Source organism: Allorhizobium sp. nf9_anc (genome assembly GCF_056323085.1).
This window is the reverse complement of record NZ_JBWHZM010000002.1, coordinates 126018-147905: the sequence shown is the minus strand read 5'-3', so window position 1 is coordinate 147905 and position 21888 is coordinate 126018. Positions and strand designations below refer to the sequence as shown.

At 59.0% G+C, this 21888-nt stretch carries 20 protein-coding genes; 6 read left to right on the top strand and 14 right to left on the bottom strand.

Features of this window, described 5'->3' with window-relative positions:
* Positions 1–262: 262 nt before the first annotated feature.
* The 4 genes from AC02Y0_RS22850 to AC02Y0_RS22835 all read left to right on the top strand — a co-directional run bounded on the left by AC02Y0_RS22850 (position 263) and on the right by AC02Y0_RS22835 (position 3993).
* Complete coding sequence (locus tag AC02Y0_RS22850) at positions 263–1384, top strand: GGDEF domain-containing protein (protein WP_476384132.1); 1122 nt, start codon at positions 263–265, stop codon at positions 1382–1384.
* A gap of 247 nt (positions 1385–1631) precedes the next feature.
* Entirely contained in the window at positions 1632–2735 is a 1104-nt protein-coding gene (dinB, locus tag AC02Y0_RS22845) for a DNA polymerase IV (RefSeq protein ID WP_476384130.1), read from the top strand.
* Positions 2736–2750: 15 nt separating this feature from the next.
* Entirely contained in the window at positions 2751–3524 is a 774-nt protein-coding gene (locus tag AC02Y0_RS22840; RefSeq protein ID WP_476384381.1) for an exonuclease domain-containing protein, read from the top strand.
* Between the two features lie 37 nt (positions 3525–3561).
* Positions 3562–3993, top strand: coding sequence for a hypothetical protein (locus AC02Y0_RS22835; RefSeq protein WP_476384380.1), 432 nt, complete (start codon positions 3562–3564; stop codon positions 3991–3993).
* Positions 3994–4440: 447 nt separating this feature from the next.
* Here the strand turns inward: AC02Y0_RS22835 and AC02Y0_RS22830 are convergent, their stop codons facing one another.
* The 10 genes from AC02Y0_RS22830 to AC02Y0_RS22785 form a co-directional block, all read right to left on the bottom strand.
* Positions 4441–5424, bottom strand: a complete 984-nt coding sequence (locus AC02Y0_RS22830) for a 3'-5' exonuclease (protein WP_476384379.1) — start codon at positions 5422–5424, stop codon at positions 4441–4443.
* Between the two features lie 112 nt (positions 5425–5536).
* Complete coding sequence (locus tag AC02Y0_RS22825) at positions 5537–7168, bottom strand: FGGY-family carbohydrate kinase (RefSeq protein WP_476384378.1); 1632 nt, start codon at positions 7166–7168, stop codon at positions 5537–5539.
* A 25-nt stretch (positions 7169–7193) separates the two neighbouring features.
* Positions 7194–7889 carry a class II aldolase/adducin family protein gene (locus AC02Y0_RS22820; RefSeq protein ID WP_476384377.1) on the bottom strand — a complete coding sequence of 232 codons (696 nt, stop codon included), beginning with the start codon at positions 7887–7889 and terminating at the stop codon, positions 7194–7196.
* Positions 7886–9331, bottom strand: coding sequence for an FGGY-family carbohydrate kinase (locus AC02Y0_RS22815; protein WP_476384376.1), 1446 nt, complete (start codon positions 9329–9331; stop codon positions 7886–7888). Before AC02Y0_RS22815 ends, AC02Y0_RS22820 begins: the two co-directional genes overlap by 4 nt.
* Before the next feature lie 69 nt (positions 9332–9400).
* Entirely contained in the window at positions 9401–10045 is a 645-nt protein-coding gene (locus tag AC02Y0_RS22810) for a nucleoside/nucleotide kinase family protein (protein ID WP_476384375.1), read from the bottom strand.
* A gap of 63 nt (positions 10046–10108) precedes the next feature.
* A complete protein-coding gene (locus AC02Y0_RS22805) occupies positions 10109–10957 on the bottom strand; it encodes a sugar phosphate isomerase/epimerase family protein (protein WP_476384374.1) in 849 nt (282 codons plus the stop codon).
* Positions 10958–10968: 11 nt separating this feature from the next.
* Positions 10969–11955: an ABC transporter permease gene (locus AC02Y0_RS22800; RefSeq protein ID WP_476384373.1), complete on the bottom strand. Its 987-nt coding sequence runs from the start codon at positions 11953–11955 to the stop codon at positions 10969–10971.
* On the bottom strand, positions 11952–12983 hold the full coding sequence (locus tag AC02Y0_RS22795) for an ABC transporter permease (protein ID WP_476384371.1): 1032 nt from the start codon (positions 12981–12983) through the stop codon (positions 11952–11954). Before AC02Y0_RS22795 ends, AC02Y0_RS22800 begins: the two co-directional genes overlap by 4 nt.
* A complete protein-coding gene (locus AC02Y0_RS22790) occupies positions 12976–14490 on the bottom strand; it encodes a sugar ABC transporter ATP-binding protein (protein WP_476384370.1) in 1515 nt (504 codons plus the stop codon). Before AC02Y0_RS22790 ends, AC02Y0_RS22795 begins: the two co-directional genes overlap by 8 nt.
* Positions 14491–14623: 133 nt before the next feature.
* Positions 14624–15607, bottom strand: a complete 984-nt coding sequence (locus AC02Y0_RS22785) for a substrate-binding domain-containing protein (RefSeq protein ID WP_476384369.1) — start codon at positions 15605–15607, stop codon at positions 14624–14626.
* Positions 15608–15844: 237 nt separating this feature from the next.
* Between AC02Y0_RS22785 and AC02Y0_RS22780 the strand changes: the two genes are divergently transcribed.
* Positions 15845–16903, top strand: a complete 1059-nt coding sequence (locus tag AC02Y0_RS22780) for a LacI family DNA-binding transcriptional regulator (protein ID WP_476384368.1) — start codon at positions 15845–15847, stop codon at positions 16901–16903.
* A 479-nt stretch (positions 16904–17382) separates the two neighbouring features.
* On the opposite strand, the gene AC02Y0_RS22775 is transcribed toward AC02Y0_RS22780, so the two are convergent.
* Genes AC02Y0_RS22775 through AC02Y0_RS22765 form a run of 3 tightly spaced genes read right to left on the bottom strand, consistent with a single transcriptional unit; the run spans position 17383 to position 20142 of the window.
* Positions 17383–18642 (bottom strand): Zn-dependent hydrolase, encoded by a 1260-nt coding sequence (locus AC02Y0_RS22775; protein WP_476384367.1) that lies wholly within the window; start codon positions 18640–18642, stop codon positions 17383–17385.
* Positions 18643–18653: 11 nt separating this feature from the next.
* Positions 18654–19298 carry a TenA family protein gene (locus AC02Y0_RS22770; protein WP_476384366.1) on the bottom strand — a complete coding sequence of 215 codons (645 nt, stop codon included), beginning with the start codon at positions 19296–19298 and terminating at the stop codon, positions 18654–18656.
* A gap of 1 nt (position 19299) precedes the next feature.
* Entirely contained in the window at positions 19300–20142 is an 843-nt protein-coding gene (locus tag AC02Y0_RS22765; protein ID WP_476384365.1) for a BtpA/SgcQ family protein, read from the bottom strand.
* 25 nt (positions 20143–20167) lie between these two features.
* Between AC02Y0_RS22765 and AC02Y0_RS22760 the strand changes: the two genes are divergently transcribed.
* On the top strand, positions 20168–21079 hold the full coding sequence (locus tag AC02Y0_RS22760) for a PfkB family carbohydrate kinase (RefSeq protein WP_476384364.1): 912 nt from the start codon (positions 20168–20170) through the stop codon (positions 21077–21079).
* Positions 21080–21106: 27 nt separating this feature from the next.
* Here the strand turns inward: AC02Y0_RS22760 and AC02Y0_RS22755 are convergent, their stop codons facing one another.
* On the bottom strand, positions 21107–21877 hold the full coding sequence (locus AC02Y0_RS22755) for a glutamine amidotransferase (protein ID WP_476384363.1): 771 nt from the start codon (positions 21875–21877) through the stop codon (positions 21107–21109).
* Positions 21878–21888 lie beyond the last annotated feature (11 nt).

Below are 21888 nucleotides of genomic sequence, written 5' to 3'. Positions count from 1 at the left end.
AGCCCTGAGCCACGGCCCGGATGCTTTTGCCCGAAGGGTTCAAGGTCTTGACGGGTGATGGGGCATCAGCCCCTTACAGCCTGAGGCGGCCAATGCACCGAAGAAGCTTTCCAAAGTTCACTCACAATGCCCCTGAACAGGAAAGCGTTCACACTTGCGCGCTATCTACAACCTTGGGAGGATAGTCGCAAAAGCAACCAAGGTTACGGCAGCAAGAATGAACGGGGCAACATTTTTTCTGGTGGTCAATTTTGTGGTTGCCATGTCGTTCGCTGCAGTCTTCCTCGTTGTTGCCCGGCGTAGCCAGTCCCACAAGGCGGCCATGTGGCTCGGTAGCGGCTTCGGTGTCGCCTCCATGTCGGCGATCTGCGAGCTTCTGGTTGCCTATGCAGGCCCCCCGAAGATCTGGGCCCTGGGTGCCTTTGCAATGGTCCTGTGCGGTATGGTGATGCTGACCATGGGCATCGGAGAAATGTATCGGCGGCGGATCGACCCGCGCATTACTGCCGTTTTCGCAGGTGCGGCGATATCCCTCGCTTATGGCATCTATGACCTCCCGCGGGGCACACCGCTTCAGGCCTTCCTCTATCAAGGTCCTTTTGCCATCGTCGTCCTCGCTGGTGCCTTGATCGTGATCCGGGCGCGCGGACGAACAGCAATCGATCGGTTTTTGGGCTGGCTCCTGGCAATCGCGGGCATGCACTTTTTCGCCAAGGCCGGATTGGCTGTCACCTTTGGTTCGGGTAGAACGGCAAGCGATTATATTCAGACGAATTATGCACTGATCTCTCAGAGCATGACGGGTGTCCTGATGGTTTCAGTCGGATTGACCCTGCTTGCAAAACTCGTGCTGGAAATCATGGATGTGCAAAAATCGGAATCCGAGATCGACATCCTGTCGGGGCTGTTGAACAGACGCGGCTTCGAGCGTCGTGTTGAAGACATGTTTCGTGCCGACCCGGATGGCGTTTATGCGATCATTCTGTGTGATCTGGATCATTTCAAGCAGATCAACGACAGTTTCGGCCACCACATTGGTGACAGGGTCATCGAGGCCTTCGGTGCAAACCTGCGGTCAACTGCCCCTCTTGCAAGCGCAGTTGGACGTCTTGGCGGCGAGGAGTTCGCCCTCTTTCTGAAAGGGACCGACTTGGATGCCGCAGTTCAGCTCGCCCAGCGCCTGAGGCTTCAAACCATGTCCCTTGCCAATATACCGTCTTCCATCAAGGTGACGGCGAGCTTCGGTGTGGCCTCAGTGTCGGCATCATCCGAGCTCGGGTGGGCCGAGGCCTATCGCCAAGCGGATCAGGCACTTTACAAGGCCAAGAACGCCGGCCGAAACAGGGTCAAACCGGCAAGGACGCGACCAAAGGTCAGCATCTGAGGTACAAGGGCCTTATGGCAGTTGCGCATCCCTGCAAAGAGCACAAGACAGCCACATTCTCTTCCGGTCCATACGCTCGTGTCATAGACACTCGCCTAATAGCATCAGGCCATATAGATGCCGAGCTGCTTGCAGCATTCATGGGGAAGCACTTAACGGACGGGACACGTTGACTGTTGACCTTGCACTTGGACAACAAGTTAGGAACTGCTACGTTCCTCTTTTGTTTCACTCGGCCTTATCGACAATGAACACCCTCACATTGCCTGTCCGGAAAATCATCCATGTGGACATGGATGCCTTTTATGCGTCGGTGGAGCAGCGCGACAATCCGGAGCTGCGCGGCAAACCGCTCGCTGTTGGTGAGGCAGCTGCCCGGGGCGTCGTTGCAGCAGCCAGTTACGAGGCGCGGGAATACGGCGTCCGCTCAGCCATGCCGTCGGTCACGGCCGCACGGAAATGCCCGCATCTGATCTTCGTGAAGCCGCGCTTTGAAGTTTACCGCGCAGTCTCGCGGCAGATCCGCGAGATTTTCGCGCAGTACTCACCCTTGATCGAACCCTTGTCGCTCGACGAGGCCTATCTTGATGTGACCCAGAATCTGAAAGAGATGCCGGTTGCCACCGAGATCGCACTGGAAATCCGCGCCCAAATCAAAGCTGTGACCGGTCTCAACGCCTCTGCCGGCATCTCCTACAACAAGTTTCTCGCCAAGATGGCGTCTGACCTCAACAAGCCGAATGGTCAGGCCGTAATCACCCCGAAATACGGTCCGGACTTTGTGGCGTCACTTGCCGTCAAGAAATTCCATGGCGTCGGTCCAGCCACGGCCGAGAAGATGCACCGATTGGGCATCGAGACGGGTGCAGATCTCAGGGCAAAGTCGCTGGAATTCCTGATTGAGCATTTCGGAAAGTCTGGCCCTTACTTTCATGGGATCGCCCGGGGGATCGACGAGCGTGAGGTCCGGCCTGACCGGATGCGCAAGTCTGTTGGTGCGGAAGACACATTCGCCGTCGATATCAGTGGCCTTGATGTTGCAACCAACGAGCTTCAATCGCTTGCGGAAAAGGTGTGGTCCTATTGCGAGGCGAACGGCTTGAGCGGCAAGACGGTGACGGTGAAGGTCAAATATTCAGACTTCACGCAGGCGACGCGGGCGAGATCAACTCCCCTTCCCTATTCAGGTGTCGACGATATCTTAGAGGCAGCCAAGATTTTGCTTACCGGTGTCTACCCTTTCAAGCGGCCGGTTCGGCTCCTCGGTGTCACGCTGTCGTCCCTCACCCCTGCCAAGGGGGCCAAGGACGCCATAGACGAAGAAGAGCCGCAGCTTGGACTTGGGTTTTGACCAAAGGAAACGGGAATGGATCCAAGCCTTGAAAGCGAACGAGCCGCCGCCTGTATTCGCGTGATCGATCTTGAAACCGCGGGCAATGGGGCAAGTGACGTCTGCGAGATTGGATGGCAGGACGTCGTTCAAGGCAAAGATGGACGGTGGCAGGTCTCGCCGGAGCGGGGCTCGAGGCTCGTCAATCCCGGCCGGCCGATTACAGCCGACACAATGGCGATCCATCATATTCGGGATATGGACGTGGCCGATGCACCGTTCTGGAAAGAGGTGGCGCCGAGCATCTTGAGACCGTCGCATCCGATCGTTGCCCTTGCCGCCCACCGTGCCTCTTTTGAGCAGCGTTACTGCACGCCGAAACTCTCGGGTGGCGCACCCTGGATCTGCACCTGGAAGTGCGCATTGCGGATCTGGCCGGAGCTTTTGCGATTTTCCAACCAGATGCTGCGCTATCAGCGCAGGCCCGAAGGTCTGGTCCACGAAATTGGCTTACCAGCCCATCGCGCCCTGCCCGATGCCTATGTGACCGCCCATCATCTGCGCGACGCGTTGAACGAGGCATCATTGGAGGAGCTCTTGTCGTGGAGTACTGAGCCTGGCCTGCTGCCGCGGGTACCGGCGGGGCCCGAGCGCGGCAAGAGCTGGGACCGTCTGGCGACAGAGACGCTCAACGGTTTTTTGCGCGATCGTGACGTGGATGTTCGCTTCAGCGCCCAGACGGAGCTTTTCCGGCGAGGGGAAAGGGAGCCGCCAAACAAGGCCCTCCCCGCCCAGCCGACGCTTCTATGATGGAGCCGGATTTGCGCGGCAAGCCAGGACCACCGACTTGAAGACCCGCCATCCAATGATCGTGACCGCGCGCATTGAAGAGGGCGATCTCGCCCGGTTTACCCTGCTTCGCCGGAAGCATTTTTTGCTGGATAGGAATCGTCTGCCGGCGCATCTGACGATGTTTCATCGGCTGCCAGGTGAACATGTCGACAAGATCATCGAAAGCCTTTGGGTCTCGACGAGGTCAAAAGGCACAATCCAGGCCAGGGTCAGCGGCATCCGTTATCTGGGATCAGGCGTTGCGTTTTCGATCGAGAGCCCGCAGCTTTCGGACATCCGCGCTTTTTTTGCGAAAGAACTTCGTTCAATGGCTCGGTTCGCAGGACATGCGGACCTGGCAGCCGCATATCACAGTGCAAAACAAAGCCTCCCGTGCGGAGGCGGACGGCCTTTACCGAGACCTCTCGGCGAGTTTTCATCCCCATGACGTCAAGATTGTGGGGCTGGATCTGTGGCGATAGCTGGGCGGTCCCTGGGCAAGGGAAGCCACCGTCCTCATGGCCGATCAGCCCGCTTTGATCGCGAGACCTTGAGCCGTGTTCGACACGGGGCGTTCAAAACGACGGTGTGATGGCGCATCGGGATTTGCACCAACAGGAAACACATAAACAAAAAAGCCTGCCGCGGGAGGAGGTGCGGCAGGCTTTTCAGAAAATAACGGAACAGCGACTGGGAGGAGGAGTGTCGCCGTTCTCTCAAATGCCCTTTAGGAGGGAGGAGGAGAGCATCTGAAACCCGAAGCTTTGAGGGAGGAGATCATTGCTTCGTTGCAAAAAGATATAGAGATTGCCTCGCCGCGGCACCAGATGCTGCGCCGCAACACAGCCATGCGAAGAGCGCATAGCCTGTCAGCCGCAAGCCTAAGTTGGGGTCGTCACGCCTTGAAGCGGTCGAGTGCTGTGAGGAGCTTCGTTGGCGGATCTGCATCCGCATACCGGTAGATCTCGGTCCGCAGATATCGGAGCTCCTCGGCAAGTTCCCGCTCTTCAACCTCGATCCACCAGGACTTTGGGCGTCCTTCGCTTCCGTCCGACCAGCGATATCCGCGCGCCTTCAAATGGTCCTTGAGATCGAAGGGACTGTTTTCTGCAAAAATCCTCACGCGTGACCGCTGGCTGACCGCATAAAGCTCTGCAAACGGCGTCCAGGCACTGTTGGCTGGATTGCGGTCGAGCACCTCAAGCAGCGCAAAGCAATCGTCGACAGCCCGGTGCCCGTCGTGGAAAAACCCCGCCTGGCCAACAAGGTAAGCAAGCTTGGTGCCTTCAAAGCCGCGTGAGGACCAGTCGATCTCGACGTTGGAGCAGGCCCAGGCCTTGTGTGAAAACACTGGCGAGAAGGCCTCGCAGAAGGGACGATCGAAACCGGCATTATGCGCAATGATCAAATCTGCAGGTTCAATGAGCGAGTGGATCGCTTCCATGTCGATCGCCTGCCCCGCGACCATTTCATCCGTGATGCCGGTCAATCGCGTGATATCGGCTGGAATAGGCAGACCCGGCTGACGAAGGCCGCCATAGGTGCCTGTAATATCGCCGATCCGCCCTGTGGCATCGAAGGAAAATGCAATCAATCCAATCTCGATGATCTCGTCCTTGCGGTGATTGAGCCCGGTCGTTTCGGTATCGAGGATGACCCCGACCAACGGGAATTCGGGTCTCAGTGTCTCTGTGATCGGCCGCTTTTCGAGCCTTTGCAGGATACGATAGCGTCCAGTCGCCACCAGATGGGCAACCATCGCCGCCTCATCTATTGACGACGGCGAAGACCGGGGTGCTGATCTGGCAGGCACAGCTGGGGCCGGCAGCGACGTCATTTCGTCTTCAAACATTTCAAACTGAGCGGGCGTCACGACCATGTCCTGTTGGTCTACTTCGTGATTTTGCCATGCGGATATCCTGACTCATCGCCTGAGTGAAGGCGCCGCATAATGGCGCGACATCTTGGTGCCTGATGACTGCCCGCGGACGTTAAGCAGACCTTATGCTTCTGGAAACATCCTGCAGCATGAGGAATGCTTCATAACGCCGTTCGTGAGTATAGGCCACTTCTCCACTCGGTTCATACAGTTCAGCTGCGCGAGAGAGAGCCGCCATGGCGCCGCGAACGTCTAAAAACACCCCCGCAGCAACGCTGCCGAGAATGGCTGAGCCAAGCAGAACCGGCTCTTCAGCAGCCGGTGCTACGACAGGTTTGCCGCATGCGTCTGCTAGGATCTGACGCACCAGTGGGCTTGCCCCCGCACCACCGCTAATCACCACGCGCTCCACAGAAGCACCAGCCCTCGCCTGCGTTTCGATGATCTGGCGCAGCCCGTAGCCGATGCCACACAGGCCGGCGAGGTAGAGAGCGATCAGACTTTCGAAGTCACGTTCCATTCCAAGGCCGGCGATCACCGCTCGCGCATGCGGATCAGCAAAGGGCGCTCGATTGCCGAGGAATTCCGGCACGACATGCAGGCCAGCAGCAAGGTCGACGGCCTCTGAGGCATCGGCAATCTTGAGTGCTGCCTGCTCGGCCATGAAGGCGGGCAAAGACTTCCCCTCGGCCTGTGCCCGGGCGGTCGCCTCGGCGGCAGCGGGATGGAAGGAGAGAAGCTGATCTATCGCCGCGCCAGCGGCACTCTGGCCACCTTCGTTCAGCCACATGCCGGGTACCATGGCCGAATAATAGGGTCCCCAGACGCCAGGCACGAAAACTGGCTCGGCCGTCGACGTCATGGTGCAGGAGGAGGTCCCGAAGACGTAGGCCAGGTTCTCGGCCGGCTTGCCGCCGATACCGACAGTGCCAATGCCACCCGCATGGGCATCGATCATGCCCGCGGCGACCGCCGTGCCGGGTTTGAGCCCCATGACTTCGGCCGCCTCTGCGGTCAGCCCTTGCCCCAATCGGGTGCCGGGCTCGACGATATCGGTGCCGATGCGGGCAAAGCCTTCTTTCGCCAGTTCTAAAAGGCCGATCTGCTCGAAATAGCTTTCGTCCCAGCGTGCCTCATGGGCGAGATAGGTCCACTTGCAGGTTACAGTGCAGGTCGAGCGCGAGAGATCGCCAGTCGATTTCCAGGTCAAAAAATCGGCGAGATCGAAGAACTGCCAAGCGGCTGTGAAGGTCGCCGGGCGGTGTTCCTTCAGCCACAGGATCTTCGGCGTCTCCATCTCGGGCGAGATGCGGCCACCGACATAGCGCAACACATCGTGTCCGATCGCATTGATGCGTTCGGCCTGGGCAACGGCGCGGTGGTCCATCCAGACGATGATGTCACGCTCTGCCTTTTCCGAGGAGCCGACGGCAAGCGGCTTGCCGCCAAAGCCCAGGACCACCAGCGAGCAGGTGGCGTCGAAGCCGAGCCCGATGACCTGGTGCGGTGCGACGCCGGCTACTTGTACCACCTCGCGGATGATCGCGCAGACCGCGTTCCAGATCTCGGTGCTCGACTGCTCGACGATTAAGCCTGCCTCGCGGTAAAGCGTGATATCGCGTTTCGCGACCGACAGCATCCGACCCTCGAGGTCGAAGAGGCCAGCACGCGCGCTGCCCGTTCCGACATCGACGCCGATGACGTAACGCCTGGCTCCTTCGGACAAGATCGGTGTCTGGTTCATTGTCTTCCGCTCTGTGTCTGGCTTGTCATATCAGCGCCCGCGGCCGCGCCACGTCATTTGAGCCTTCGGCTTCTGGGCCAAGCCCATAGCTCATCCGCTTCATCTGATCGATCACGCGTTCCATTTCCGCGTCCTCCAGGATCGGCGGTTCTCCGAGCGTCAGCACCTGCACATACATACGCGCGAGTGTTTCCACTTCGATTGCCAGCCACAAAGCCTGTTCCAGATCCTTGCCGAGCGAGATCTGTCCATGCTGCCCGAGGAGGCAGGCGAGGCGACCGTCAAGCGCCTTGAGGGCATGATCTGAAAGAGCCTGGGTACCGAAGGTGGCATATTCAGCACAACGAACTGTTGTGCCGCCTGCAACGCCAACCATGTAATGGAAGGCCGGAATAGTCTTGTGATGGCAGGCCAGCGTCGTGGCATACATCGAGTGGCAATGCAGCACGACATTGATATCCGGGCGGTTTTTCAGAATGTCGCGGTGGAAGCGCCATTCCGACGAAGGCCTCCGTCCAACATAGGTGCCGTCGAAACCCATCTCCACGAGATCCTCCGGGCTCATGATATCGTAAGGCAAAGAGGAAGGGGTGATCAGGAACCCATTGCCTGCACGAACCGACACATTACCGGCAGTGCCCTGGTTGACGCCACTGGAGTTCATCCGTCGGCAAATATCGACCATCTTGCGGCGCAGATCGTCTATTTCGGTATCGGTCATGGGATGTCCTTTCTGGGAGAACTCAGAGGCTGGCGGGCGAGTGCGCGCCAGCGCTGATGATACGACTTCATGAGATTATCCGGTGCCACCATCTGATCCGCGGGTCGCAGATGCAGGCCGTCCATCGCACGCGTGGTCCCATGAGATGCCAAAAGTGCAGCGCCCGTGGCGACCCCGTATGCGTCGAGATTGAAGAGGGTTTCGCCGCGACCACGAAACGAAGCGACAAGGCCTGCGAACAGCGGGTCCTTCAGATAACTGCCGTCGAGCACCACAGTGCCATCGACATCGAGGGCATCGAGACATTCGACCGACAGCTGCGCGATATAGATGAGCGCCAGGGCCCGGCGCTCAGCCGTGTCCTGCACAGCCTCCCCCAGGATCTGGCCCTGCCTGGCACTTCCAGGAAAGAACCCGTCGCCATTTCCGAAGCTGGGCAGAACCATGATGCCACGCTTTATAAGTTCCACGACAACGCTTGGGTCGACGGGCTCTCCCGCGTCCTCGCCTGCCACATGCACAAACTCTCGGCCACCCATGGCGAGTGCGCCGGCCACCGGCCGACCATAGACATCACTGTTGATTGTCATACCGGCGGTCTCATCGAGACCGTCAAGCCGGGTGCCGTGGCTCATGCCGACGATCCAGGTACCGGTCGACAAGATTGCAGCATCGGAAAGGCCGGCTGCCTGATAGCGATAGAAATTGGCGCTGCTGTCATGAATGCCGACCAGGACCTCCAGCGCAGCCGGCAAACCAAAACGACGCGCGAGGTTCGGCCGCACCGGACCGAGGCTTGACCATGCCGGCGCAAATTTTGGCAGAAGGCGCGTCCAGCCACGCTCAGTGACAACTGGCGTCGGTCGATTGTCCGGGATATTCCAAAGATGGGATTGCGCCCCAAGGCAAGTTGCTTCTGAGACGGCCTGACCTGTCATTCGCCAGGCCCAGTACTGCGGCAAGCAAAGGAACCAGCGGGCATCCGCGAAGCGTGCCGGCTCGGCCATTTCCATCCAGAGCAGTTGCCGCGCCTGATGGGTTGCGCCGTGCATGATGGCGCTGCCGCGATCATGAAACGAGCCTGCCAGCGGCGCATAGGCCTCTCTGATCGCCGCAGGCAACGGCTGTTCGTAGTCTATCATCGGCAAAGCCGCCCCATCGCCGGCGTCGGGATCGGGCCCTACAAGAACACCACCAGAGCCATGAGCAGTAGAAACAAAAGTCGTGATGGGGTGACGCCGGGCAAGCTCGGCAACTTGCGTAAAGACCCAGTCTGAAAGCTGGGCGAGATCGTGGAACTGCCATGGTGGACCGGGCTGCACAGGATTTGAGATGGAGATCGTCTCAACCACGTCGCCAATGGCAGTCATGGCATTCAACTTCACATTGGTCTTGCCGACATCCAGGACACAGATACTGGCAGACATCTCCGCTTCAGACATCAGCTCCCCTCCAAGTTGGATCGGGTGCTACTCTCGTCTGCACATCTTTCATGGCGCCCGCCTCCTTTGTCAGTTGTTGAGGCGGAGATCCGGCTCAGCACTGCCCTCGATGATGGCAACCCCGTTTGGCAGATCGTTTTCCTCGACCTTGAACCGGATCTGTTCCTCGGACAGGCCATAGCCCTGCCAACGCTCGTTCAGCCTATGCCGCAGGTGGTCTCTCGGCACGTCAACAAAGACAGTAAAGTCGAAGATCGGTTTCAGCCTGTCCCAGGGCGGCTGCAGCATCAGGAGGTAGTTTCCCTCACAGACAATGATGCCTGTGTCGCGCGTGATCAGTCGACCACCTGCACGGGCAATCTCGATTTCTCGATCGAAGACCGGGACTGCAATCGCGTCCTCGGCATTTTCCTTCAGCCGCAGCAGCATGTGCCGCAGCCCATGAGCATCGAACGTATCCAGAGCGCCCTTATGCGCCAGGCGCCCCATAGCCTGGAGCACGTGATCGTCATAGTGATAGCCATCCATCGGAAAGACGGCAGCAAGATCAGGCTTGTTGCGATTGATCGTCTGGACAACCAGCTCCGCAAGCGTCGACTTGCCTGAACCGGGCGCGCCTGCAATGGCCAAAAGCACACGGCGACCGTGTTTTTCCGCATGGTGACCCAGAGCCTTCGCGGCCAGTAGCTCCGCATTTTGATCCAACGGTGACATCAATAGCCCTCCCAGGCATACCGTGCCCGGTCGCAAAACCGGGCACCGAAAACCGTTCACCGGTCAGATAAGGCCGTATTGTTCCGCCTTGTTGCGCAGGAAAGGCAGACCATTGCCCATGACCTCCTCCATGTCGCGCGCGACTGGCCGCCAGACAGCAAGCCCATAGGCCACTTCGGTCGGCATGTTGATGAAGCTCTCCATGGCAAGTCCGCCCTTGAAGCCGATCGCTGCCAGCGTCGCGTAGATTTCGTCCCAGGGCACGTTGCCATAGCCGGGGGTCCCGCGATCGCTCTCGGACAGATGGATGTATTTCAGGTGGTCGCGGGCAATGAGGATACCGTTCGCCGCTCCCTTTTCCTCAATGTTCATGTGATAGGTGTCGAGATGGACGAAGACATTGTCCGCCCCCACCCGCTCCACCACATCAACGGCCTGCTGCGCGGAGTTCACCAAGTGGTTTTCGTAGCGGTTGACCGCTTCAACGCCCAGTTGGATTCCGAAACGCTTGGCATGCTTGGAGGCTGCCTCCAGAACGCGGGTAATGTTGTCGTATTCGGCCTGGGTCGGCGGCACACCGGTACGCTCCCCGATCCCGCCATAGATGACGCCTGACAGCGCCTCGCCGCTCATCTCTGCCGTCTTTTCGATCGCCACCTTCAGGTGTTCGATCGCTGCATCAGGCCGGACCGAAGCCCAGGCGGATTCTGGCAAGCCGAGCGAGCACACTGCGCGCAGCTTATTCTTTTCCAGGAGCTCACGGGTGTGTTTCGCATCGACCGCTGGCGCATTGAGAAGCGCGATTTCAATAAAGTCCATCTTGTAGTGGACGGCGCCGGCGATCGCCTTTTCCGCGCCGGCTCGATCCCAATTCATGGTCCACATGCTGGTGTGAACGCCAAAACCTTCCATAGCGATACTCCTTATCTGTTTTTCTTGATGAATTTGACCGAGACCCAACGCAGCATCATCACCGCGATCAGCAAAAGACCCCAAAAAGCAGTCGCGAGATGCTGGTTGGCACCGAGCAGATTGAGCCCTGACGACAGCAATTGCAGAACGATCAGCGCGACAAAAACTGGGACCACCCGGCCAAAGCCGCCGAATGGGTTGATGCCGCCAAGGAAGCAGGCAAGCACGGTGATCAGCAGGTAGGATTCGCCGTGCCCGACCCGCACGGAGTTGAAGCGCGCCATCATGATGATCCCCGCGATCGCGGCAATCGCACCCGAAAGCACATAGACCATGACCAAGACCCGGCGGGTGTTGATGCCGGAATAGCGAGCCGACTCGATGTTCGAACCGATCATGTAAGTGGCAAAACCGAGCCGGGTTCTGGACAGGATCAAGTGCGTGATCGCCACGCATAGGATGAGGATCAACAGTGGCACCGGCACCCCGAATATGCTGCCATGGCCGATCGGCGCGACGAAGGACGGAAAGCCGGAAATGTCGCCACCTCGAGTGAGAAACTCACCCAGACCACGCAGAAAGATCATCATCGACAGCGACACGAGGATCGGATGGGCGCGCGTAAAGGCGATGACAACACCCATGACCAGACCACTCGCCATACCCACGCAAATGGCGAGGACCGACCCGAGCAGAAAGGCCATGGGACCCGCCTCAATGCCGCCATTTGCATGCAGCACCCATGCGAGCGTGAGCCCGGCAATATTGGCCGTGAACGTGATCGCAAGATTGAGGCCGCCTGTCAGGATGGGAATGAGCATCGCGAGCGTCAGGATCCCGAGCTCGGGCAACTGAAAGGCGACAGACCCGAAGGTTGCAGCGGTGAAGAATTGCGGCGACGAAAGGCCGAAGACGAGCAGAACCAGCGCAAGCGCCGCGAGCGGCCCGGCCATGTCGGCGCCGACGATGGCGTTGAAACGCGAAACGAGCGTGTTCATACAGCCCCTCCTTTTTCATCCTTGTCGGAAAGGTTTCGGTTGCGGGGCTGAGAAGAGCCAAACAGCCCCTCGATACGGCCGCTCGACAGCGTGATGGCGACAAGGATGATGGCACCGACGATCATCTTGAATGCGAAGGGGGATACACCCATCAGGTTCAAGCCGTTCTGGGTGATAGACACCAGGAGGACACCCAGCACGCAGCCCATGACCGACCCCTTGCCACCGCCCAACCTTGCGCCACCGAGAACCACGGCTGCAAGCACATCGAGTTCCCGGCCATAGAGTGCGTTGGGCACGACCTCCTGGGCATAATGTGCCTGCATCAGTCCAGCGATGCCCGCCATCAAGCCGAGCCAGCCGAAGGCGATGTATTGCATGGCGCCAATATTGATCCCGAAGCGACGGGCACCTTCCGGATTGTCGCCAAAGGCGTAGAGCTGGCGCCCGGTGGTGGTTCTGGTGATGAACAGCCAGGTCACCAGCACGCAGACGAGCATGACGATAACCGGCAGGGTAATCTCCGCCCAACTGCCATCGGCCATCTCACGCTCATAAACGATGACACGCGTGGTCAGCCAATCCGGCAGGTTGTAAATCGACACGCCCTTTGTGAAGAACATCAGCAGGCCGAAATACACATTGAAGGTCGAGATTGTCGCGACGATCGAGATGATGTTGAAACGATGGATCAGAAAGGCGTTGATCAGCCCGAGAAAAACGCCAAAGACCGAGGCGATCAGCAGCCCGGATACCCAGTCACCGCCGCCGATCTGAGCCAATGCCAAGGCCGTCGCATACTGGACCACCGAGGCGGCAACCGCAAACGAGATGTCGATACCGCCGGCGATCAGCACGACGAGCAGACCCACGGCGAAGATGATGTTAACCGCGCTGATATTCAGCAGGTCAAAGGCATTGCCGAGGCTGAAAAACCGGTCCGTCAGGAGCGAAAGCGCCAGGCTCATCGCGGCGATCACCAGGATCAGGACAAGTTCGGTGGGGTGGGAAACCAGCAGCTTACGCATAGACAGCCGCCTCCATTTCAGTGAGCGACATCATGCGTGGATCGTAGCTCGCTTTGATACGTCCCTTGTCCATGTGCAGGACGCGGTCAGCGTTGAAATAGACTTCAGGAACCTCGTCCGAGATCAGGATAATGGCGAGCCCGGCGTCTGCGAGGCGCGCGACGATCTCAAAAATCCCCGCCCGGGCGCCGACATCCACACCAACGGTCGGGGCATCTAGGATCAAGACGCGTGGGTCTGTCGCCAGCCACTTGGCAATCGCGACACGCTGCTGATTACCGCCGGATAGCGTAGAAATTGCATCTTCCGGCAGACCGATCTTCACGCCAAGATCAGCGATCCATTTGCTGACCAGGGCTTTTTTTCGATCGGGCGCAATCAGCCCCCCGCGCAGGATACGGTTGAGGGACGCCATGACCAGATTGTCGGCGATCGACTGTGGCTGATTGAGACCAAGCGACAACCGGTCTTCAGAAAGATAGGCAATACCGGCCGAGATTGCCTCGCGGTTCGAGGCAAACGATATCGGCTGATGGTCGAGACGGATAAGGCCGGTATCGGGGTGATGCATCCCGAAAAGGGTTAAAGCCAGTTCAGTTCGGCCCGAACCGAGCAGGCCTGTGATACCGAGGGTCTCGCCTCGATGAAGTTCGAAGCTGACGTTAGAATATTCGCCTGAACGAGTGAGCCCCTCAACGGACAGGACGATGGGTTCGCTTGTCTTGTCACGCGCCCGCACCGTCTGATCGAAAGTACGGCCAGTCATCAATTCCGTCACCTTCGACTGGGTCATACCCTCGACGGGATAGACACCGACCAGGCGGCCGTCCCGCAATACGGTAATGCGCGACGAGATCTCAAGCACTTCGGCGAGCCTGTGGCTGACGAAGACGACCGCCACCCCTGATTCAGAGAGATTGCGCACTATGGCGAGGAGATAGTCAGTCTCGGATTGGGTGAGTGAAGCCGTCGGCTCATCCATGAAGACGATGCGCGCCTCGCCGACCAGCGCGCGGGCGATTGCCACGATCTGACGCTGCGCAATGGCAAAATCCTTAAGAGGCCGGTCGACATCGAAGGCGACACCCAACTTGGCCAATGCCTGCTCGGCAATTTCCCTGATCCGAGTATAGCTTACAAGCTTCGGACGGGATCCTGTCAGGGTCTGGAAAGCAATGTTCTCTGCAACCGTCATTTCGGGAAAAAGAGCGAGATCTTGCCAGATCACCTGCACACCGAGGGCTTGCGCCTTGCCGGGGCTCATTTGTGAAACCTCTTCACCATCGAAGACCATCTCGGCACCGGATGCCGGACGGTAGACGCCGGTTATCACCTTGATCAGCGTGCTCTTGCCGCATCCATTCTCGCCCGCCAGGCAGTGGACTTCGCCAGGCATCACGTCGAAGGAGACATTCTTGAGCGCCTGTACGCCTCCGAACGTCATGTTGATGCCGCGCAGCGAGAGGAGCGGTCGGGCCTGTACGCCCTGATCCGTTGCGGTATTCATTGCAATGGCCTGTTTGCTTTTCTTCAATCGCGTAAGGGTCGGTGTCCGGCCGAGGGGTGGCCGGACACCGGGGTCAGCGAATATCCGGGCTGCGGGGTCTGCAGGTCCGGAACCGGGGAGGTCCTTCGCTGGATCAGAGCCCCATGGCTGCCAGGTCGTCGACCGTGTCCTTGTTGATTGCAAGCAGTTGGTCGACGATGATGTCGTTGCCAGCGGGCTTGATCAAGCCGAGGCCGGGAATATCGTCGCCTTCCTTGACGCTTTCGCCCTTGATGAGACGATCGGCCATGGTGACGAAGACTTCACCGGCCTGCTTGGGATTCCACATGAAGCCCCCAGCAATGGCATCCGCCTTGATCAACTTCTGACCCTGGCCAGGAGAGAACGGGCCGATGACAAAAATTTCGCCCGTCTTGCGGCGTTCCTCGACCGCGCGGCCTGCACCGATCGGGCCTTGGCTACCAAAAGCCAGGAAGCCCTTGAGTTCAGGATGAGCGGCAATCAGGTCAAGCGCCGTGGAGCGGCTCTTGTCGACGTCTTCAGCGACACCGTAGCGATCACCGACCAGCTTCATGTCAGGATGGTTCGTCTTGAGATATTCGATGGCTGCATCGGCCCATGCATTGTGCAGCGGCACGGTGAGTGATCCAACGTAGACGGCATACTCGCCCTTGCCGCCCATCTTCTCGGCAAGAAGTTTTGCGTGCGCCTCACCAAAACCGGTCGAGGAGGCCAGCTCGAAATTCCAGTCGGCACCCTTTTGGGCCGGTGATTCATGGGTCACGACTTTGATGCCCGCAGCCTGCGCCTTCATAAGGACCGGCTCCAGAACCTTTGCATCATTCGGGACGACGCCGATGACCTTCACGCCCTGCGCGATGAGGTCCTCGATCGCGCGGACCTGAAGTGCCGGGTCAGCGCTGGTCGGGCCAACCATGAAGGCGTCGAGACCGAGTTTCTGGCCCTGCTCCTTGATACCGGCTTCCATAGCATTGAACCACGGTATGCCGCCGATCTTCACGACGACACCCACCTTCGGCGCATCGGCCGCGTAAGCGACCACAGCACCGGCAAGCGAAAGCGATGCGGCAAGAGCCGCCACGATAAACCTTTTCATGCTCACTCCTCCTCAAGGATCGTTGACGCCAACGATCTCGACCCAGGCTCTCGCTCAAGGTCGTCCCAGGTTTCCTCTTGGCCAGGGAAATCCCTTGCCTCCCATCGCCTCCTCCGGCGAACCATCGTGCACAATCGATGTTTCTTTTTTGCACAATCGATGGTGCAAACAATATCCGACAAGGTTACACTTTCGTCAAGAGGGGAATTTTTCTAAGGAGAGGCTAGGGAGAAACAGATGAATGATTTCAGCAGAAAGAAGGCGACGATCTACGACCTGTCGGTTCTGTCGGGCTGCTCGCCATCCACGGTAAGCGCTGTGTTGAACGGCAGCTGGCGCAAGCGCCGCATCAAGGAGGCAACCGCACAGCTCATCCAAGGGCTCGCGGACGAGCACCAGTATACGGCCAATCTGCAGGCACGCGGACTGCGCTCATCGCGATCTGGTCTGGTTGGCCTGCTCCTGCCCATCCATGACAACCGCTATTTCTCGTCCATGGCGCAGACCTTCGAAGCAGAGGCGAGAAGCCGCGGGCAGTGCCCGATTGTTGTCAGCGCATGCCGTGACCCGGAGGAGGAGCGCCAGATTGTCGAGACCCTGATTTCCTACTCGATCGACGAACTGTTCATCGCTGGAGCTACCGATCCGGATGGTGTGCACGAGGTTTGTATCAAGGCGGGCCTGCGCCATGTGAATATCGACCTGCCCGGCACGCGTGCTCCGTCTGTGATCTCGGACAATTTTGAAGGTGCCCGCATGTTGACCCGCGCAATCATCGAGCAGGCGCAACGGGATGGCATTGTCAAGCCAGACGAGGTGTACCTCTTTGGCGGCCGCGACGACCATGCCAGCCGGGAACGCATCCGAGGCTTTAGCGATATCAAACTCACGATGCTGGGCGGCAGTCCCAACAGCTGCATTCAGCCGACAGGCTATTCACCCGGCATGACCGCTCGCGCCTTTGAAGCTTTCTACGAGGCCCATGGCAAGTTGCCTCGCTGCTTCTTCGTCAATTCCTCGATCAATCTTGAGGGGCTCATGCGGTTTCTTGGCCAACACCCGCACGAGACCTTCGCCGACATCGTTGTGGGATGCTACGACTATGATCCCTTCGGATCCTTCCTGCCCTTCCCGGTCTTTATGATCCGTCAGGACAGCGAAGCGATGATATCAGAGGGCTTCAAGATCCTCGGGTCTACGCGCCCTCCAGCGATCACTCACCTCGTGCAGCCGATGCTTGTAAATCCGAGAACCGCGTTGACCGGTCCGCTTGATGCACTGAGGGATGTCGACTGATGAAGCGCCGCATCTAACGCATCCGCGTGATCTCCCGCCGCCATATCGAAGAGACGGGGCGTAATTTGCTTCGGAGCCGGTAGCTTCCTTTGCGTGGCTCACTGCGTTTTGTCCCAGCTAGATGGCTTTTAGTGCTCAATGCCTCGGCTTCCCGTCGGGTTGAGGACTGACTGAACTGACACTTTCGGCCCTGCTTTGGTCGTCCGGCCACGAGATGATCGGGTTCATGGCCTTTGCTCTGCAATACGAAGGCAATTCCACCGCTGCGGCCGCGGTGGCTGTCCTATCAACAATGGGTACTGCTGTTGGCGACCAAAGCCACACTCGCAAGCCGAAGATTGCCATTGGGAATACTGCCCAAGGTGGACTGAATTCTTGCAAGACCCCAATGAGGTCCCAAACTTCCATGGTGCATGAACGATCGCTCGGGACGATTGAAGCCAAGTCGAAGGCGGCAAAATATCAGCGAGGCTGCCAACTCAAAGGGAGACGAGAAGTTCTGCATGCCCACAGGCCAGTTCCAGCACAGCCTGCGCTAGCACGTCGCATCCAATCACAACATGCGACGGCTCCACATGTTCAGCCTCGTTGTGACTGAGCCCATCACGGCAGGGCACAAAGATCATCCCTGCTGGTGCGGCGCGATTAACAAACAACGCGTCATGAAACGCTCCTGACAATATCGGAACAGTCTCAGCCCTGCAGGCGACCGCTGCACGATTGATGGCCAGTTGAAGGCCTTCAGAGAAAACGCAAGGTGGCATATCGAAGGATCGTGAGATCTTGACGTGACAGCCCTGCCGCTCCGCTTCCTGGGCGATGCATGATCTCGTCAACTCTTCAATCTCGTCGAGCCGACCTGGATCTGGATGACGCATATCGACTGTGCACCTGGCATCTTCGGGGATCGCATTCACGGAGCCGGGCGCAGCAGAAATCCGGCCAATGGTGAAGCGGGCCTCAGGATCTCCTGGCATGACTGCCTCGTAGAGGCTTGAAAGGGCAGAGGTCAATGCGCGCAAGGGGTCGCGGCGCCAGGACAAGCCCGTCGTACCGGCATGCGCGGTCTGGCCCGTGATTGTCACGTCCAGCCACCGTGTGCCCTGAATGCCTTTCACCACTCCGATCGGGATCCCAGCGGCCTCCAGCGACGGGCCCTGCTCGATATGGACTTCAAGATAGGCATGAACTGGAAACCCGAGCGGCAGCATGGCAGCCTCTGGCAGGCTTTGGATTGTAAGGGACAGTTCTTCGGCAAACCCTGCCCCGTCCGTTGCAACCTTCTCCTGCCACATGGCCGGGATCGCGCCTTCAGAAAACGTCATGGATCCCATGCAGCCTGGGGAGAAGCGGCAGCCCTCCTCATTCGTCCAGGCAACAACGACAACGGAGCGGTCGGTTACCGTCCCTGCATCTTCAAGGCTTTCGAGGACCTCGAACGCAGACAAAGTGCCCAAGGCACCATCGAAGCGACCACCCGCTGGTTGGCTGTCGAGATGGCTACCGATGAGCAAGGGAGGAAGCGTCTCGTCGCGGCCTTTTCGCCAAACAAAGAGATTGGCGATCGGATCCTGGCAAACCCGAAACCCCCGGGCCGTGGCAAGCTCGGCCAGCAGTCGCCGCGCGCGCCTGTCACCCTCAGTCAAGGCCTGGCGATTGACGCCTCCTTTTGGGGTTCCACCGATGGCGGCAAAGGCTTGAAGGCGTGCGTTGAGACGATTGGCGTTGATGGCGAGCATGGCGGATTTCCTCAAAGGTAAGGTGCGTCGTGGAAATCGATCTCGAGCGCCTGGGCTTGGCCGAAGATGCTGCTCAGACGAGACCGCTCGGCCTCGCTCATCTGATGACCTGCTTGATCGAGCTCAGCTTTCAGCCAAAGTGCTTGAGCGGCAAAATCCGCATCGGCGTGCAGGTCGATCCACTCCTTCAGCAAGGGATCGCTGATCTCCAGTTTGGCCGCCTCTTTCGACCAGGTCCAATACATCCACTCGGCCGCAAACATGGCAGCCACCGTGTCGAGGAAACCGCCATCGCGCGCGATCGCAAGCATGCCCTCCCGAAATGCTGCGACCGCCGGGACCGAGAGGTTGAAATCGTGGGGGTCAATGCCGCGCGCTGCAAACGTCTTTTCGAAATAGGCAATCTGCTGGTTGGCGAGCGCATCGAGAACGGCGATCAGCCAGCGTTTTTGCGCGATCGTGTCGGCCTTGGCTGCAGCAAAGGCAAAGATCGAAATTGCGGTATCGACAAAGGCGCCTTCAAAAACGAGGTAGCGCTCGAAGACGTGCCTATCGAGACGGTTGGCCTTGATGTCCTCGACGAAGCGATGGCCAAGCATTGCGTCCAGAACTTCGGCATTTTCACGCAGGATCTGCTCAGAAAGCGTCTCTGCCATATCAGGGCTCCAGACCCGGGCGCGCGGCGTCGACGAAGGCCTTGACCCGTGCTGGTTCGACCGGGTTCCACCAGACACCACCTTCTTTCAGCGAGGACGCAACGATCACACCATTGGTCCGTTTCAGAATTTCGAGGATATTGTCCTTGGTGACCCCGGACCCGACCAAAAGGGGCAAATGGGTTGCCGCACCGATTGTCTCGATTTCCTCAACCGTCGCCGAATTGCCGGTCCGCTGCCCGGTGGCGATGATGACGTCAGCGTCGAAAAACGCCAGATCGCGGGTCAGTTCTTCAATGCTGCGATCGGCGGTGATCGCGTGCGCCCCGTGTTTGACATGGCTATCCGCGAAGACCTTGACGTGTTCGGCACGCAGCGCCGAGCGATAGCGCATTGCTTCAGCCGCACGCCCTTCCATGAAGCCTTCATTGGCCACATAGGCATTTGCCCATTGGTTGACCCGGATGAAGCGCGCCCCACCGGCCATGGCAATGGCGAAAGCCGGGATCGGGGCGTTGGCCAGCACATTGATGCCCATGGGAACGCCGGTCGCGCGTCTGATCCGATCGGCAACGACAGACATGAAGGCAGAGGTTTCAGGGCCGATATCGTCCGGCTTTGAAAATGGAATATCGCCATGGTTTTCGATGATAAGCCCGTGCAATCCGCCTTCGATCAACGCCTCGGCATCGCGCATTGCAACGTCGTAGATCGCATCGACTGACGTACCACGATAGCGCGGGGCACCTGGAAAGGGCGCGCAATGGATCATCCCGATCAGCGCCTTGTCAGTGCCGAATATTTCCCTTATGGCGCTTGAATTGTTATCCGAAATCGTCTGCATTTTCATTTCCTTCCGAAGGCCAGCCATGCCTGCCAATGTTCGTGCTCATGTGATCGGTAACGTCGCAATCGACGAGACCATATCCGTTTCGACCATGCCGGAAGCCGGGGCTTCGATCCTTGGCCGCGAAGAAACGCGCGACCTTGGCGGCAAGGGTGCAAACCAGGCTGTGGTCATGGGCCGCACAGGTCTGCCCACCACTCTGGTCGCAGCCGTGGGCGAGGATTTCCGCGCCCAGACCATTCGCAATCAACTGGCGCCTGAGCCGGTCGAGACCAAGCTCATCGCCTTGGCCGGCCGCTCCAGTGACTTCTCCATCATCTTCACGACCCCGGACGGCGAAAACGCCATCGTGACCACGACGGATTCGGCAGGCTCCTTGACACCACAAGACGCCATAGCCGCACTCAATGACGCCGCCGCAGGCGACCTGATGGTCCTGCAGGGCAATCTGAGCGAAGCGACCACCCTTGGCCTGCTGCAGGAAGCCCGGCGTCGCAATCTCGTCACCGCATTCAACCCCTCACCACTCAGGCCGTATTTCGGCGACTTCTGGCCACTGGTCGACATCGCATTCCTAAACCGTGGGGAAGCCGAAAGCCTGACTGGGTCGTCCAACAGCGCTGCGACCGATCGGCTGCTGCAGTCTGGCGTGCGCCACGTGGTGCTAACGCTTGGTGGTGAAGGTGCGCTTTTGGCAAGCCAGGGATCGGCGATTGCGATGATCCCAGCCGTTGCCACAAAGGCAATCGACACCACTGGGGCAGGCGACACCTTCATGGCTGTGGCGCTGGCATCAGCGGCGCTACGAGGTGTGGAGCTTGATACACGCGCCATCAGCCATGCAGCCTCTGCTTCAGCCCTCACTGTCAGCCGCCGCGGCACGCGATCAGCCTTCCCGAGCAGCGAAGAGATGCGGTCCATCCTGGCGCGTTGAAAAGCCGCCGGATGAACCGCCCATATCTCACCCCTTGTCGCTCAGCCATCCCAGGATATTCTTCCATAGGCGACCATAGCCCTCCCATTCGCAAAATGCCGGCGACAGCCAGTGTGGGCCGATATCGGATGTCCAGGCAGCGCTTTTGCCCTTGCCGAATTTGCCCGTGACCAGCAGAGGATGGCTGCCCTGCTCTTCAGGGAGACGAGCGATCACCTCGACATCGGCGCGGTCACGCACTTCAACTTCGTTGACACCTAGGAGCACAGGCCATTCACCCTCCATGCCGGCCACAGTGGGATGATCTGCCTTCACGATGACAGCACCTGTGCCCTCGGGGATCTCGACACGGTCATCATAGGGCAGGCAGGTCACCGGCAGGACGTCCTCGACTGGCGTGCGGCGCCAACGAGCCTTGCCGTCGATCCCCTGGAATGAGAAATAGCCGCCGACCATCAACAGTCCGCCGCCTTTCTCCACCCATGCCTTGATGAGTTTCAGCCTGTTCGGCACGGTCTTGGAATGCAACCAGACGGCAGGTGGCAGCAGCAAGGAATTGGCGCCGATATCCGATAGAATGATGACGTCATAGGCATTGAGTCCTTCCATATCGAACGGGAACTTCTCGACCGCATCATGGGCTGTCATATAGGTCAGATCGAACTCACTGCCTTCAAGCGCCTTGACCAGCGGCTCGGCGCCGAGATGAAATGTAACGCTGCCGAACTGATCGAACCCCTTATAGTGGGTGGCTGAGCTTACCCAGCTCTCGCCGACGAGTAGAACTTTCTTTGTCATGATCTTTTCCA